The 15,933-nt window shown below is 48.2% G+C and carries 12 protein-coding genes; 7 read left to right on the top strand and 5 right to left on the bottom strand.

Going from position 1 to position 15,933, the window contains the following annotated elements; genetic code table 11:
• Nucleotides 1–624 precede the first annotated feature (624 nt).
• The 4 genes from IEW70_RS18475 to IEW70_RS07210 all read left to right on the top strand — a co-directional run bounded on the left by IEW70_RS18475 (nucleotide 625) and on the right by IEW70_RS07210 (nucleotide 4,379).
• A complete protein-coding gene (locus IEW70_RS18475) occupies nucleotides 625–1,248 on the top strand; it encodes a MauE/DoxX family redox-associated membrane protein (protein WP_373285932.1) in 624 nt (207 codons plus the stop codon).
• A complete protein-coding gene (locus IEW70_RS07220; protein WP_188647246.1) occupies nucleotides 1,241–1,828 on the top strand; it encodes a TlpA family protein disulfide reductase in 588 nt (195 codons plus the stop codon). The genes IEW70_RS18475 and IEW70_RS07220 overlap by 8 nt, the downstream gene beginning before the upstream one ends.
• 821 nt (nucleotides 1,829–2,649) lie before the next feature.
• Nucleotides 2,650–2,949: a hypothetical protein gene (locus IEW70_RS07215; RefSeq protein WP_188647245.1), complete on the top strand. Its 300-nt coding sequence runs from the start codon at nucleotides 2,650–2,652 to the stop codon at nucleotides 2,947–2,949.
• Nucleotides 2,950–3,881: 932 nt separating this feature from the next.
• Nucleotides 3,882–4,379 carry a spore coat protein gene (locus tag IEW70_RS07210; RefSeq protein ID WP_188647349.1) on the top strand — a complete coding sequence of 166 codons (498 nt, stop codon included), beginning with the start codon at nucleotides 3,882–3,884 and terminating at the stop codon, nucleotides 4,377–4,379.
• A 32-nt stretch (nucleotides 4,380–4,411) separates the two neighbouring features.
• Here the strand turns inward: IEW70_RS07210 and IEW70_RS07205 are convergent, their stop codons facing one another.
• Nucleotides 4,412–4,654, bottom strand: a complete 243-nt coding sequence (locus IEW70_RS07205; protein ID WP_188647244.1) for a WGxxGxxG family protein — start codon at nucleotides 4,652–4,654, stop codon at nucleotides 4,412–4,414.
• A gap of 303 nt (nucleotides 4,655–4,957) precedes the next feature.
• Between IEW70_RS07205 and IEW70_RS07200 the strand changes: the two genes are divergently transcribed.
• Nucleotides 4,958–5,701, top strand: coding sequence for a Dps family protein (locus tag IEW70_RS07200; RefSeq protein WP_229751872.1), 744 nt, complete (start codon nucleotides 4,958–4,960; stop codon nucleotides 5,699–5,701).
• 392 nt (nucleotides 5,702–6,093) lie between these two features.
• Entirely contained in the window at nucleotides 6,094–6,672 is a 579-nt protein-coding gene (locus IEW70_RS07195) for a spore coat protein (protein WP_188647243.1), read from the top strand.
• 728 nt (nucleotides 6,673–7,400) lie between these two features.
• Here IEW70_RS07195 and IEW70_RS07190 read toward each other — a convergent pair.
• From IEW70_RS07190 to IEW70_RS07175, 4 genes are all read right to left on the bottom strand, one after another.
• On the bottom strand, nucleotides 7,401–7,820 hold the full coding sequence (locus IEW70_RS07190) for a DUF1259 domain-containing protein (protein ID WP_188647242.1): 420 nt from the start codon (nucleotides 7,818–7,820) through the stop codon (nucleotides 7,401–7,403).
• Between the two features lie 917 nt (nucleotides 7,821–8,737).
• A complete protein-coding gene (locus IEW70_RS07185; protein ID WP_188647241.1) occupies nucleotides 8,738–9,478 on the bottom strand; it encodes a YheC/YheD family protein in 741 nt (246 codons plus the stop codon).
• Nucleotides 9,479–9,837: 359 nt separating this feature from the next.
• The gene (locus IEW70_RS07180) at nucleotides 9,838–12,252 is read right to left on the bottom strand and encodes a DNA internalization-related competence protein ComEC/Rec2 (RefSeq protein ID WP_188647240.1); all 2,415 of its coding nucleotides are present in this window, start codon (nucleotides 12,250–12,252) and stop codon (nucleotides 9,838–9,840) included.
• A gap of 112 nt (nucleotides 12,253–12,364) precedes the next feature.
• A complete protein-coding gene (locus IEW70_RS07175; protein ID WP_188647239.1) occupies nucleotides 12,365–14,680 on the bottom strand; it encodes a transglycosylase domain-containing protein in 2,316 nt (771 codons plus the stop codon).
• 423 nt (nucleotides 14,681–15,103) lie between these two features.
• Here IEW70_RS07175 and IEW70_RS07170 point away from each other — a divergent pair, with 423 nt between their 5' ends.
• Nucleotides 15,104–15,922 carry a YitT family protein gene (locus tag IEW70_RS07170; RefSeq protein WP_373285931.1) on the top strand — a complete coding sequence of 273 codons (819 nt, stop codon included), beginning with the start codon at nucleotides 15,104–15,106 and terminating at the stop codon, nucleotides 15,920–15,922.
• Nucleotides 15,923–15,933 lie beyond the last annotated feature (11 nt).

Genomic DNA, 15,933 nt, shown 5'->3' with positions numbered 1-15,933 from the left:
GGGAGCGATGACAGAAGAGCCTTTCCGCTCCTTGTGAGATATGCTCTCTTTTTTTTTCAAAGATGGGGCGTACCGATAAATACTGTTATCATTGACTATTACGCTTTTGGTGGTTTTAAACATATTACTCCGGGACAAGATACCCTTGTGAAAGTGGGACATCTCAATGATATCGGAGCAAGCTCCTATGATGAAGATGTCCGAAATCGCTACATACTGAAATGACAAACTACTCCAGGGTGCACGATATGGTTTATAACATAGTCAATGGCCTTCCATACTAAACTTTAAAACCGAGGCTCTTAGAGAGACCTCGGTTGTACCCAATCACTTAACAGGTGCTTTTATCCTGCTCATGTTACGAGCCCTTGAAGGTCTTCCTCCCGATGGTCAAAAGGGTTCCTTATTTTCGATTTGGATATCCGATAAACAGTATTAGAGGCTATGACTCCATCCAAACCCGCCTCTTTGGGTAGAAGGAGCAAAGCTTAAATTTGGTGTCATCTAGGGAGAAAGTAGGCACCATTTGTATAACCGAGTCATAACCTATGGGTGAACTAACGAAAGGACTTTCATTGGGTTGAATTCGGCAGAAATTACGGTGATGAGGATCAATGAACCCACATGAAAGTCCTCCGTAAAAAATCATTACTGGGAGAAGGGAAAAGGAAAATGGAAGAAATTATTTACAGTGTTTTAACAATCTACTTATGTTCCATCTTCCTGTTCTCGTCGATCTTTAAATTCCTCCGTCTCCCATCCTTTGTGGCATTGGTCGAAGCCTATGGAGTTCTCCCATCACCCTATGACCGGATATTCGGTTATCTATTACCGCCAATAGAGTTGTTGGGAGCCAGTCTACTTTTGTTCCCAAGCACGGCTGTTTGGGGAAGCTTTCTTCTTATGGGACTACTTTTATGTTTTGCCTATGCCATTCGGTCCGTGATTCGTTCGGGGAAAGTCATTACTTGTGGTTGTTATGGAGATTTTTTGGACGTACAAGTAGACCGATGGACACTCACCAAAATCGGGTTTCTTTTCGTCACATGTATCGTGTTAGCTTTGGGACACCATTTCTCGGATGAGATCCACTTCCGGTTTCCTTTAATAACCGTCGGAGTTACTCTTGCCCTTCTTACCGTGTTGGTTCAAAAGGTCTGGTCATCTCATCAAAAGGCATTGTCCAAACTCAAATACCCCCATAAACACCTCTCCGGTCCGTTAAGAAAGGAGGAATACCATGAATGAGGTGTTGCTGTACTCCACTATTCTGTTGTGGGTTGTTGTTTTGTTTATCGGGTTTACCCTCTTCATTATCTTTCGGCAGTTTGGTGAAGTGTATTTGAGTACCGGAGAAAGTATCGCTCGGGATGGTATTGCGATTGGAGACCGTGTTCCTTTATTAAATAACCGGAAAACCTTGAACGGACAAACGGTCCAAGTTCAAACGGGCAAGCCCACCCTGATGGTTTTTTTGAGCCCCACCTGCGAGGTCTGTAAAGATCTGATACCCGATTGGAACCATGCTTTTCATGAACGTAACGATATCCATTTCCGCGTCATCGTTGTCGGGAACAAAGAAAAGATGGTGGAAATGGTGAATAATCAAGAATTGAAAGGAGAGATAATTCCAGACGAGAATCACAGTATCCTGGAAGAACATCGGGTCCGTGTCACTCCATTCGCTTTTATCCTGGATAAACAAGGGGTGGTGCGCGGCAAGGGGCTGTGCAATGGCATGGAACATATCCATGGGTTAATCTCGTACCTGAACAGCGATTTTGTTGCGGTAAAAGGAAGGGGCGACAAAACCAGTGCACCGGCTTAAAAAAATCGAAGGATTTTTCCGCTTACTCGCGGAGAATATCGCCCGATCGGTGGATAGAAGACGTTTTTTAAAAACCATGACAAATGGTGTATTCGAGGCTTGTATGGACTTTGCCATGCAGCCGGCTCTCTTCTTGGCAGCTTCTCCACGTTGGTGCCAACTTTCGTGGCCAGGGGATCAGTGTACCCCCCCTTTTGGTCGCTTCTGCAGCGGGTGCCCCAGTCCAAGAGGAAACAGCAAGTGTCCTTCCAGTTATAAAGTTTCGTATGCTTGGTACCCGACGGGGTGTTGGTGCCGGACATCCTCCATGGGTACCTGGGTCTGTTGCGATTGCACCCTGGGCAGTAATCCATACATTCGTTATTCGACAGACTGCGGGTGCGGCTTTTTTGTTCCGTATGAGGCACCTTTCCTTTGGAGGTGAAAACATGACGACAACCACGGTTTTCCTTAACAGTGAGAGTATCATCGCGGCATTCTTAGCCCTCATCGCAGGAACCACGACCCTCACTACAGCTTGAGGGATCAATGCGACCCTGGCGGTCCATCCTCTCGGTGAGAGGATTACCATCCATTTGTGGTTAAAAAGAACAGCGATTTACGCCCTGTCCATTATTTTATCGGGTGCTTTCTTTGGATTTCTAATTACGGATGGGTTCTTCATTCTTGGGGTTCTGTTACCTGCCCCGGTAAAAGTTTTTTTGCTGTCCAGTCTCGTGTTCTTAAGCGCGCTTCATGAACTCCGATTCCTTAAGTTGAAAATTCCACAGTGGCGTTGGCAAATACCCGGAAGCTGGGTAAGTCAACGAGATGGCATGGATATGGTGGTGTGGGGAGTCATTCTTGGAGCGGGGATTTTTACATATATCCCTCATGTCAGCTTCTACATTTTGTATCTTTTCCTCGGGTTTTTCCTAAATCCCCTCTACGGAGCGTTGCTGGGAGCCCTCTATGGCTTTTCCCGTATGCTTCCCTCCTTGATTCTGGGGATTGTTCCCTATATGACCAAGCATAATCGAAACCTCGATATAGCACTATCAAGGACAGTGGCTTATCTCAGCCGCGGTTTGAACTTTGTCGTATTAGCGATTACCTTCTTCTACTTAATTTTTCAATTATAGGTTGTATCCTGATGTAGAAACCCAAAACGAACGAGGATATTTTTATCTTTTTTTGAAATACACTCCAGTAATATGACCAAAACTCTTTTTGGTATGCTCAAGATTACTGGGAAGTTTTTAGTCCACTTCCCTGATGGGAAATAATTGAAAAACGAGCAAACACCCCACTTAGGCAGGGACAGCCTCAAGCGGGGTGTTTTTTTCATGGGAGTCACTCTTCGTGAGGATACATCCAATACATATGCAGATGGAGCAGACATATTACACGTAGGCAAGATCACAATTAAAATCTTTTATTACCTATCCAACAAATTTAGACTATGAATAATATAGCGTGAAAAACATGTCTCGGTGGTGAATAGGTCTGAAGCGTCTTCTGTTGTTTTTGTTGGTGATTGCACCATCTTTGCCTTGGTTGACGTCTTTAAGGACCATTAAAAAAAGAGAGACCTTCTCAGCGAAACACCTCGTCACCGCTTCCTTTTNGGGTTTTTCAAGAAATGAGACGGGAACCAGTCGATTTGTTTTTATAGAGTAGTAAAGAAGTACTGTTTGAGCATAGGATTTTTTGCACGTCATGAAGTGCTCATTTATATAATGTGTTATGAATCTGGAAGGGCGGGTTGTTGAACAAAAACACCGGATAAGGGTTGATGCGCCCTTTCTTCGTCTACTTCGGTGTTTTTGTTGTTCTTACGACGGTTGATCGAATAGCCAATTTAAATTTGCTCTGTATATCGTATACAGTTTGTTTTGCTTGTGAGATGTATATAACGTTACATAATTCTGATCATGTTACATAAAACCTACAAAAACCGCCTCATTCCTTATTTTTCACCTAAGGAAGTCCGCCCAAAATAGGCACGTTTCCTCTCTTGATCCATAGGCTAAGATGGATATCTGTAAGGGAGCGATGTGCAGTGGAACGGCAAATGCCTTACCCATCCATGGGTCGCCTGGCATGGCATGAAACGTTGGATATGCACGAGTTGGTTGCTTTTCAATCGGTTGGCCTGATTAAGTTGAAGAAGTCGATTCGGAAAGTGAAGGATCCGGCCCTAAAAAAACTCTACGCTTTCGCTATACAAGCCCTGACTAATAACCTTCGCGAACTGTTGGCGTTTTATCCCGCAGCTCCGCATGTGGCAGACGAGGTGCAAGTGGAAGATCACGGAGACATTTCCTTTTATGCCGGGGATCTCTTGGGGCTTGCCAAGACCTCGGTACGAAACTATTCCATTGCGATCACAGAAACGGCGACACCAGTGCTTCGTGAGGTATTGGCAAAACAATTGATTGCCGGGATCCAATTGCATGGTATGGTCTTTTACTACATGCTTCAACGGGGGCTTTACCCGGCTTATGACTTGAATCAACTACTTAATGGGGATGTTCGAAACGCAACAAATGCTCTCTCGATGCCATATTAAAAGCCCACCAAAAGGTGGACTTTTTTCGTTTATTATCGGTTACCTTCACGTCTTCTGCGACCCAGGAGGCCAAGCAAACCGAGGAGTCCAATCCAACCCCAGTCGGTATCATTGTCATCATCGTTAGTAGTAGCAGTGTTCATCATGTTGTTACCTTGGTTATTGTTATTGTTGTCAACAGCCACCGCGGCCGCAACGGAAGGAACTGTTGTAACAGCTTGCATACCTACTGTAAGAATAGTGGCTACAGCCAGCATTGCCATCCACTTTTTCATTGAGTTTCCTCCTAGCTTTGGTTAGAATGCCCTAAAATACTATTTGGTACTTTTTTACATGATTTATACCGATTGTTTTAAAAAACTGGGACAATCTAAAAAAAGAACCGTAAAATCCTCCTTTACAAAAAACCCCTACTAGTAGGGGCTTTGTTAAATAAAAAAGAGGTTCTTATCCTTGGTTGCCCCAGTTTGTTAAACAATCAATATAAACATTTCAATCAATCGTATTGTGTGGTGAATAAAGAATTTCTTCTGGTTCAAAAATAGAATGATCGTTTTTTATGAATAAGGAGGATTAAAATGAGACAGCAACCGCAACATCCAAGCAATAACATGGACTTTAGTCTGCTTGATCAGAAAATTGACCATTTCCAAGATGAATTCAAAATGAATATGTCCGGTTTTGATCCGAACATGCCAGGCCATACTTCAGAGCATGCCCAATCAATGGTGCTTCGACAAGAGCCTCGGACAGCAAGGATACATGGAGCGGGTATCAGCCTACCTGAAAACATTCGGTTAGAGATGGGGTTGCAACTCGATGACCATCTTTGTGCTCTAAATGTTGCCTTGCATCAGTACACGAAACATCACTGGTTAACCGAAGGAGCGGAATCTTTTTTAAGTCTCCACCAGCTATTGGAAGAACACATCGAAAAGACGGTAGAACATATTGATCAAATTGGCGAGCGGATTGCTCGGTTGGGAGTGGTCCCCACCGCTCACCCTGTAACCCAGCATGAAATTTCCTACATTAAACATGAAGTAGAAGGTCGTTACACGATGCGGGATTTCATTCGGAACGATCTGGAGCACGAATTGAAAATTCAACACATGATGAGGAAACAAATTCGACGGGCTCATGAGCTGGGGGACTTTGGAACGGTTGAAGTTCTGGAAGAAGTTCTGGTGGATCGAGAGGACTTGGGTTATCATTTATGGTCGGTTCTTGAAGATGACACACTTGTTCGTGGGATGAATCACTTGCTGGATGGACGACAGGATATCGCCCAACGTCCTCAAGATGATACTTTCAGACAATGATAATGATTCCTCAACTGGTTTTTAGGTTCCTTTACTGCTCTGTTTTACATTCGAGAGGTCATGCTGGTACGAACTGATAGGAACCTAATTCTGTATACGGGCTGTTTCGCATGTGAAATGCTTATCAAAAAGGAGCGTGATTTACGCTCCTTTTTTGTTTAATGGACAGCTACATTCCTAAACCGCATGAGATCTCTTCGTTATGAAGGGATGCATCCGTACACAGATAACACCGGAGAGCTTGATGGTTCCCGAATGTTTCTTCCGGCCACGTCAACACGATCGCGTTCTCGATGCCGTATTTACCTTTTTTTACATATAAACCCTTGCATAGACGTCAGGGATGGTTGTTAAGCTATCTGTGACTCAAAAACCAAAGGAGGGAACCTCCCATGCAACTGGCCGGTCATGAGCTTTATGACCTTCACGAACTAACCATGAGTTGCGTTAACTCCATTACAAACATGGGGAATTTCATGATTCATGCCCAGGATCCTGGACTGAAATCCATGATTGAACGTCATTTTCCCTTTCATGTGCGGGATTACAACATGAAGGTGGAATACCTGAAAAACGCACAGGGTCCCACAAAGGAACTTCCTATACCCGATTTGAACCCGGTACTCCAATCCTTCACCCAGTCCCCGGTAGCGGGTCAAACCGTTACTCCCCGAACGAACGCCCAAACATTCAATGACCAGGAAATCGCCACCGCCTACCTCCTGACACTAAAACGCGCCGGAAGGGAGTACGCCTGGGCGGCCATGGAGATGTCCCATCCGGACCTTAGGCTATTCCTGGAAGACGGGTTCCGAATGAGCTCCCACCACGCTTATGATGTCTGGCAATGGATGGTCCAACAAGGATATTACCCACTGGAACCTGCATCCCAGATCTCACAGAACACTATCGGCGACATCTACCAGGAAGTCCCCGAACAGAATCCGGCAGCAACTGCACCCGTAATATAACCAGGCCTTTGATTTCTCGCCCCCCTAAAAAGGGGAAATACCAGGTGAAGTAGGGGGCCAGGTGTCTGAGATGCATCTCCCCCTTCCCGAACCGTATGTTCGGCTTCTACCGCATACGGCTCTCCAGGAACCTACATTGGTTATTAAAGTTATTCCCTGCGGCCTGTCCCCGTGTTCTACCTGTAGGGTGGGTGTTTTGGTACTATGATCCGCTCCGTGACCATATCCTTTGCGGGACGTAGGTCATCCCCAAGCTAACCTAGGTGTCTCGCTCTGCACTTAGGTGTCCCGTTCGTAACTCTCCGCTCCTTACGGTTGGCACTCGGCAGGAATAAGGAAGAGTCTCATTGCCAATGTTATTAAATATCCCCCTAAGCAAACACCCCACTTAGGCAGGGACAGCCTCAAGCGGGGTGTTTTTTTCATGGGAGTCACTCTTCATGAGGATACATCCAATACCATATGCATATGGAGCAGACATGTTATACGTAGGCAAGATCACAATTAAAATCTTCTATTCAATAGCCTATCCAACAAATTTAGGCTATGTCTCAGGTGATGTAAAATGTACAAATACGTTTACGGGTTTGGTCTGAAACATCTTCTGTTGTTTTGTTGGTGATTGCCACCATCTTTGCCTTGGTTGACGTCTTTAAGGACTATTAAAAGAGAGACCTTCTCAGCGAAACACCTCGTTACCGCTTCCTTTGAGACGGGGTGTTATCCATTTATCTTGACGGACCGACGGGTCGATTGGTTAATACTCTGGAGGCATTCCGTACATTCCTTGCAAAGACCAGAGGACGTTGAATAGCTTGAAAATGGATGAACCAAATTTGGGGATTGGTAAAGAGCCAGTGGTTGTGCAGACCTGTCACTAGAATACCTGCTCTTCGGAGCTGGCTGATAAACGGGTTGATCTCACTGGTCAAAATAACGGTTTCCCCCAAGCACAAAGCCCGACCATCTCGGCCCCGGCTTTCAAAAGAAATGGCGGATGGAATGGTTAAGAAGGATCTGGAGTTCCGCCCCATGATTCTTACTCTGATGTTATTTCGAACTTTGGTAGCTGTACACACTCCGTTAATTACTTGTGCCTGACCGCCAAAAATACGAGCAAATTCTCGACACAGGGGACTGATTGCCATACTACCTCCTCCTTCATGATAAGCTATGAGCAATCTATGAAAGAAAGAGGGGAGATGACACCTCGCCCCCCTAGAATACAGAAAATATACTGTTGACTATGATGGACCTCAAGCAATTGCCGGATTCAACTACTCCGGGATAAGTTAAGACAATACACAATAGATCTGCGAACAAACCCGATTTGGTTGGGGTCACTGGACCGATCCGGGAAAAATGTACGGTAGGGTTTCAAGGATGTCCGGTAATACAGATTAGCGGCCACCTATGATTTCACCCGTAATGTGTCTTAGCGTACAATTTTCCCGAATGATCCGGTCACCTCTATAAATTTGGAGAATTCCGTAGGGTTATTTAGAAAATCACCTCTAAATAGGTAAAGAAACGCCCACCGCCCTGTGGGGAATTTTCGGGAAATTCCGCGGTTCCAGGCACCAACAGTACGGCACGCACCTGGGTTCGCTCTGTGACCGTTGGTGCGTGGGAAAATATCGACTATTTCTGTGGATATCTCTGTGCAAATCTCTGCTGTGTAGATATCTGATAGGTGCTTTGGGGATCTCTGAAATTGGGGTAAAGGTATTGATGCTTGAATTTGATTGTATACTTTAATAACAAAAAAGCCGCACTAGGAATTGAAAAAGGTCAAGGTTAACTACCTTGGCCTCTTTGCGTACCTCCAATTGTGAACGGATTAATAGGGAGAATTCAGGGATGTTATTTGGTCTCTGGATCAAAGCTTTCCATCCTCTTTCCCGGGGTCAGACGAGGCTTCCCACCACCATAACCGTCGTACCGGTTCCCGCTATCGGATTCGCGGTTCTTCTCCTTTGATCAGAAAACCACCTGCCCCGTGTCTCCACCATTGACCAAAAATGGCGACGCCGGGGGAGGTCCGGCGATTCCTCTCGCGACGCTTTTAGCTACTGGATCGTTGAAAGCCCATGATACGGCGATACATGGATTTGTCTTTCAGCTTCCTAAACGCGTAGAAACCCGGCTTAAGGTTGGCCTCGAGGATCCATACCCTACCGTTCCTGTCGATGCCCATGTCAAAACCGATCTCCTTTAGTCGCGGTACATCCTTCCCCAGTATCCGGGCGGCGAGCAGGGAGACTTCCTTCAGTTCCTTCAGCACATGTTTCCTTCTCCGGCGGACATTTGATTTGGTTAGGGCCTGCTCCACAGTATGGACCCCGCCCCCCGATCGGCTGTTGGTGATGAAGTACCCATTACCAGCGGTTTTAGCCACCCATCCCGTCAAGACCCAAGGGGAACCGGGTTTCCGCTGAGTGATGGTCCGGACGGTAAAGGGTTGGTGTCCGATTTGGGCCAGGGAGACGCATTTTTGTACCAGATATCGCGTTTTGGAACGGGAGTTGATTTTCCGCACCATTGCGGCCAGGGATCCGGCATTCTTCAGAGTATTGACTTTCTGGTTAACGTGGGCCATATATCCTCCCTTCTTCTGGGGGCCAATGCGGATGACCCCATATCCCCCCATCCCGCCGGAGGGCTTCAACACCAGCACGCCGTACTGGCGCATCATCCTCTCCAAAGCTTCCGGCGAATACAAAACCGTGGACGGGATCGAACCTTTGAGACCCTTTACCTTAAATAAACTCCGATGGACCGACCATTTGTACCCAACTCTGCTCATCAAACCTCCTCCTTCCCTGCATGCGATTTCATTCTCCTTTAAGTTATGTTGAGAATTTGGTAAAGGGAAAGGTATTCAACCAGTAATTAAATAGATTCCTGTTTAAGAAATCTGATACAGATCTATTGAATATATTTATTTTTTACTTATATATGGGTAATAAAATCAAATTCCACCGCTACCTTTACCCCTATTAAAAAGCTCCTACTTTATGTTCATATACACGAAGTAAGAGCCTTATTTTTTTGAAGGGCGAAGCAAACATCAGCGTAATAGATTCTCCAACGACACCCAGAAAGCGATAATAGTAAGGGTAAAAAACCTTCCCCCAGGACTTTGCTAGCAGCCTCCGTCTTCCGTTACGGCAACATGGATTCGACCGCTATTTTCCCGGGTTGCATCCGCACCGTCACCGCACCGTTGCGATCCGTCCGCAAAACAGTAATATCCCGGTCTCTCAGTCGCCGGATCACTTCCGGCGCAGGATGGCCGAACCGATTGTTTCGTCCCACAGAAACGACCGCCATACGCGGGCGAATCGCGTCCAGCCATCCTTCGGAGGTTGAAGTGGCACTTCCATGGTGGGCCACCTTCAACACATCCACTGCCGGCAAGTCCCAGTGCCGCAACATCGTCTTTTCCCCCTTTTCTTCGATATCCCCCGTCATCATCACCCGGTAACCGTAGGCAGTCAGCAGAAAAACCACCGAATCGTTATTGGTCTGATCCAAGCGCCCGTGCTGAAGCGGTCCAGGGTGCAAGAATTGCCAGCTTACTCCGGGTTCCAGTGTCCATCGGATACCCAAAGGAGCAGTAAAGACGGTCGACCCGGACCGCCGCAACCGGTCCATCAATTCCCGTTCCAAGGATGTTCGGGTTGGATGGGGGTTACGAATAACCCGGCTGACAGGCAATTGTTCCGCCACCGCCTTCAATCCGCCGATATGATCCGCATCGCCGTGGGTCATCACAAGCCAATCGATCCGCTGAATCCCCCGTGCTTTCAAAAATGGAACGACGACATCTTCCCCCACTTCCCTCGGTTTGCGTCGACGTTCCCAGCTTTCCTCACCAAATGACAAACTGCCGCCGCCGTCAATCAAAATCACCTGACCCGATGGTGTCTCAATGACCGCACTGTCACCCTGGCCTACATCCAAAAAGGTGATTTGCAACTCTTTCCTTCCCGGAAATGGTATCCACAACCCGAGGATCCACACGCTCAGCAGGATGAGGGAAATCCAACGATGCACCCCTGATCTCGGGACTCTCTTGGCCAGAGAAACCGCGATATACACGAGAATGGCTCCGTAGGCGACCATCCACCCGAGGGAAGGAGGCGCGCTGTGAAGCTGAGGACCTTTCCACTTCCCGACAGCCGAAGTAACGAAAAGGATTCCTTTCAATAAAAAGTGTGAAATGCCTGCCGGCAGCCACCCCAGGGCAGGATGAATCAAACCCAATCCCAATGCCGCCAAACCCAGGGGAATGACCAGCAAACTGACTGCAGGTACGACCCATAGATTCAGAAACCACGACAGCAACGAAATCTCATGAAAATGATAGACAAGCAGGGGAAATGAGGCTGCTTGTGCAACCAAAGGGACAGCCAGCAACTGATTGACTCCGGGCATGGAAAAGGGGAGACACCGGCTGACCGGACCCACCCCCACCAACAACGCCAGTGTGACAACAAAGGAAAGTTGAAATCCCGGCTGAAATGCTTGATACGGATTCCAGCACAACATCCCCCACAAAGCAGCTCCCCAAAAGGAAAGGGTGTCCTTCCACCGGCGAAGGATCACCGCTGTCAGGGCCAAGGATGCCATGATTACGGAACGGATCACCGGCGCTCCCGCACCGGTCAATACCGCATAAAAAGGCAAGGCAAAGATAATGATGAGAGCCGTTTTTTCACGGGTAACCCCTACACGGGTCAGCACAAAATAGAGGCAACCTGCAAACACACCCACATGCAGCCCGGAAATGGCCAGCAGGTGAACCAGCCCCAACCGGATAAAATCCGCTTCCACCGTCCACGGTACTTCCCACCGTTCGCCTAGCAGCATTCCCCTCATCAACCCTGCTGTTTCTGCAGGATACACCGCATCGAGGGTACTTCCCAATCGCAAGCGCAATACATCCATCACATCATCCCAACTGGGCGGAGGAACTTCCAGAATGGAAATGTCTTTTATACTGGAAACCGTACCTCGCCAATGAATCCCCAGCTGATACAAATACCGGCGATCATCAAAACCTCCAGGATTCCGGGCAGGATCCGGGCGGTACAATTCCGCTTCTACACCCAAGCGTATCCCCCTTCGCAACCTGTCCAATCGCTCTTGGTCCTCGGGAGACATCAGACGAATCGACAGCGGAACCCGTTCACCGGGTACGAAAACGGGTTTGTTAGTACCCTGAATATGCAGCCTGGATACCTGAACCATCAGCGTCCCCCGGTCCCCGTCCACTTTCGGCGGTTCCGCTACCTCCCCTGTTAACTTGGCGAAAACAGGCTTTTTCGTCGACGGTGTTGGAATATGACTGACATTGCGCTGATCCACCCAAGCCATCTGTGTCATCCCCGCCAACAAACTCGAAAAAAACAGACAAAGGAAGAGCCCTTTCCTTCGAAGATAAAACCAAATACCGCCGGTAGCACCTGTAATCAACAGTCCGGCAGCGCTCCACCCCCAAGAAAACGAATAGAAACTATTCGCTGCAATACCCGCCAGCCATCCCAACGCGATGATCAAGATCGGTCTCTGCACATCGCACCCACCCTCTACAACCGGTTTTCGATTATTTTCGACATCCATCGACCCCTTCCTCTCCCAAAAATGGAATAAAAAAACCTCTCCTTGTGGAGAGGTGAGACTTGTTCTAATGCCTTACGTTTCCTCCGTTGCCTCCCCCGCCTCCATTATTCGGAGGCTCAAAAGGGTTGATCACCGGGGGCTCTTGACCGCCGCCGTCATTGCCGGAAGGCGGGGGCACGATGTTGGGAGGTTGGGGAGGCCGGTTCTGTTCCGGCTGCTCCCTTTCTTTTTTCTCGTTATTCTTCTTTTTGTCTTTATCCTCTTTCATTTTCTCGGCTCGATTGCATTCAAAGCACTTAAAAGGAATCTTCGGCTGAGAAGCAAAGCGGTGTCCTTGGGGCGACAGGTTGGGATCTGTCTGGGTCACCGCCCGGAACACTTCCGACCACACCACCTTGGCCCTCATATCCCAGGGCAAACGGCGATTATAGTCATATCCGACCCATACACCCAGTGCAATATCGGGCGTATAGCCCATAAACCACACATCGTAGGTATTGGAGGTCGTTCCCGTCTTTCCGGCCAGATCATATCCGGCTGCCCGCGAACCCACGTAGGTCCCTGTACCGCTTTTTAACACATCCCGCAGCATATCCGTCGTCCAGTAAGCCGCTTGGGGCGACATTACCTGTACCGGATTCCCTTTGTGCTGATAAACGGTTTTACCCGTGGGATCGGTAATCTTTTCAATCAAGTAGGGTTCATTAAACTTTCCTTGATTGGCGAGCATCGCATAACCAGCCGTCACCCGGTCCACGGTAAACCCATAGGTAAATCCGCCGATCGCAGAAGCTTCCCCATCGTATTCATGAACGGGAAAATCCATCTTGCGAAGATAGTCCAACCCAGTCTGAACACCCACACGACGAAGGACTTTGATCGCCGGGATGTTCAGCGACCGTTTCAATGCTTCCCGTGCCGTCATGGGTCCGTCATATTTTTTGGTGTAGTTTTGATACACTTTGCCCCGGTTGGTAGCCAGAGGTTCATCGATTACGACGGAATCGGGAGAAATCACACCCCGATCCAGCCCGGGACCGTAGTCCAAGAGCGGCTTGATCGTGGAACCTGGCTGCCGGGGATAATCCAGTGCGTGGTTGGCCTGGTTCTCGTCAAAGTTGCGGCCGCCGACAAAACCGAGCAATGCGCCGGTCTTGACATCGATCAGAGTGGCACCCACTTGTTCCTTGGCGTTTTTGATCGTCTTTCCGCCAACGGTATAGGTAACCGGTGCTGCGTAGAGCTCATCGTTCTGTGCCGCTTTGTTCATCGCATCATACAGCTTCTTGTCAATCGTCGTATGGATCTGGTAGCCGCCCGTCAAAACTTTTGCTTTGTACTGTTGGAGTGTGGCCTGATACTTTCCTTCTTTGCTTAGCTTTTTCGGATCCAGACCGTCGGCTTCCATCAACCGCTTGGCCGCTTCATCTTCCAGGGTCATCGTCAGGTAGGGATATTTCTGATAGGCATTTTCTTTCTCCCTCTTGGCGAGCGACCCTTTGATATCAAAATCGATCGCTTGTTGATACTCTGCTTTGTTGATTTTCTTGTTTTCCAACATTTTCTTCAGGACATAGCGCATGCGTTCCGTCCCGCGTTTCAAGGATTTTTCCTTGTCTCCCATAAAGGGGTTGTAATCGTTGGGCCGCTGCACCATCCCTGCAATATAAGCCGCCTGTGGCAATTTCAGATCCTTGGCGTCCACGCCGAATAAACCTTTTGCCGCTGCTTGCACCCCCAGCATGTTGCGGCCGGTGGCCCCTTTGCCGAAATACAAGCTGTTCAGGTAGGCGTTCAGGATTTCTTCTTTGGAGAACAGGCGATCCATCCGGATCGCGAGAAAAATCTCTTTCGCTTTCCGCTCATAGCTTTTGTCGCGGTTTTCCAGTATTGTGTTTTTGACCAGCTGCTGCGTAAGTGTGCTGCCACCGGTCTGGACAGAACTTCCGGATATACTCTGCAAACCCGCCCGGATCATGGAGCGGGGGACAACGCCGTTGTGCCGGTAGAATTCCCGGTCTTCCGTGGAGATCAGCGCATCGATCAAATGAGGACTTACATCATTCACCGTCACCACTTTCCGATCCGCATCGGCCCGCAGATAGCCGATAGGGGAACCATCCCGGAAAAACCCTTGGCTGGTTTGCGACCAACTCGATATTTTAGCGGAGAGGTCCTCCTTGCTACGCACCGGCTCCGATTTGACCAACGAAGCAACAAACCCGGCCGCCGCCCCGGTAGCCGCCACGGTAAATGACAGCAAAACCGTCAAACATATAAGAAAAGTGGTAAAAACACCTCTTTTCCATCGACTTGCCGATCCGCTGGTCCGCTCTGGATTCATCGGTACGGAAGAAGGCGTTTTTTTCTTTCTAGCCACCGCTCATACCCTCCTTGTTCTCAGGGCTTCATTGTATCATATTATGGAAAAACGATTGATAGAGAAAAAGATGTAAAAACCAGAAAGAAAATCGCAAACCGCTTGTGCCGGGATAGAGTGCCGGCTCCCACCATTCCGCCACCCTTTTCTTTGTAAAAGAAACGGTGACCGGGGCTACCTCCAACGACCCATCAACGGGAAAGAGGTACTCCATATGGAGGAGTCCGTCTCTTGGAGCACGATATGCCATTCATTTACTTATTCGCATCCGGGCTTTTTTTTGACGTCATTTCGCTAATTCAGCGGCATTGTAACGTGAAATTAAAAAAAAGGACATAAAAACAGCATCCCTCTGATCGAAAAATGGTGCTATGATGATCATTGGTCTTATGGACATCGCAATGGGTAAGAGGAGAATGCAGGATGGTATTACGCGTGATCACGATTTTCGTCTCATCGGTGCTGCTGGCTTTTGCTTACAATATGTTTTTGCTTCCCCACAAGGTTTTGAGCGGAGGAGTAACCGGAATCGCGATGATATTAGGATTGGTATCTCCGGTGGATACCGGAATGATCATCTTTTTGATCAACATCCCGATTATCATCGTCGGATATAAAAAGCTGGGAAAGGAGTTCATTGTCTTAAGCCTGTTTTCCGTCGCGGTGACATCGCTCAGCATGCAGTTTATCCCTTTGCGCGAGATCGCTCAGGATCCCCTGCTGTGCTCCATCTTCGGCGGCGTCATCGCCGGTATCGCCACGGGGCTCATCTTCCGGGCATCCGGTTCTACCGCCGGGTTCGACATCATCGGCATGATCATGAATCTTAAAAAGGAAGTGCCGCTGGGCGGATTGCTGTTTGCGATGAATGCCGTAGTCGTGTTTATCTCCGGATTCATCTTTGACTGGGACCTGGCGATGTACACCATGGCTTCCATCTACGTGACCGGCAAAGTGATTGATGCCATTCATACCCGCCATGTAAAGCTGACCCTGATGATCATCACGGGAAAAGGAGAAGAAGTGAAACAAAAACTGCTGTCCTGCTCCTTTCGAGGCATCACGGTGTTGGAAGGGGAGGGTGCCTACTCCCGGGAACAGCGCAAAGTGCTGATCACCGTCATCACCCGGTATGAGCTGCCCAAAGTAAATCCAAAATCCGTGAAATCGATCCGAAAGCCTTTGTCAACATCACCCAGACCGTTGGACGTGATGGGCCTGTTTCACCGCCAAGCCGTATAACGAAGGAGGGA

It is taken from the genome of Marinithermofilum abyssi, assembly GCF_014641195.1.
GTDB lineage: Bacteria > Bacillota > Bacilli > Thermoactinomycetales > DSM-45169 > Marinithermofilum > Marinithermofilum abyssi.
Note: the sequence above shows the minus strand (reverse complement) of the source record. Positions and strands in the feature narration are given on the sequence as shown.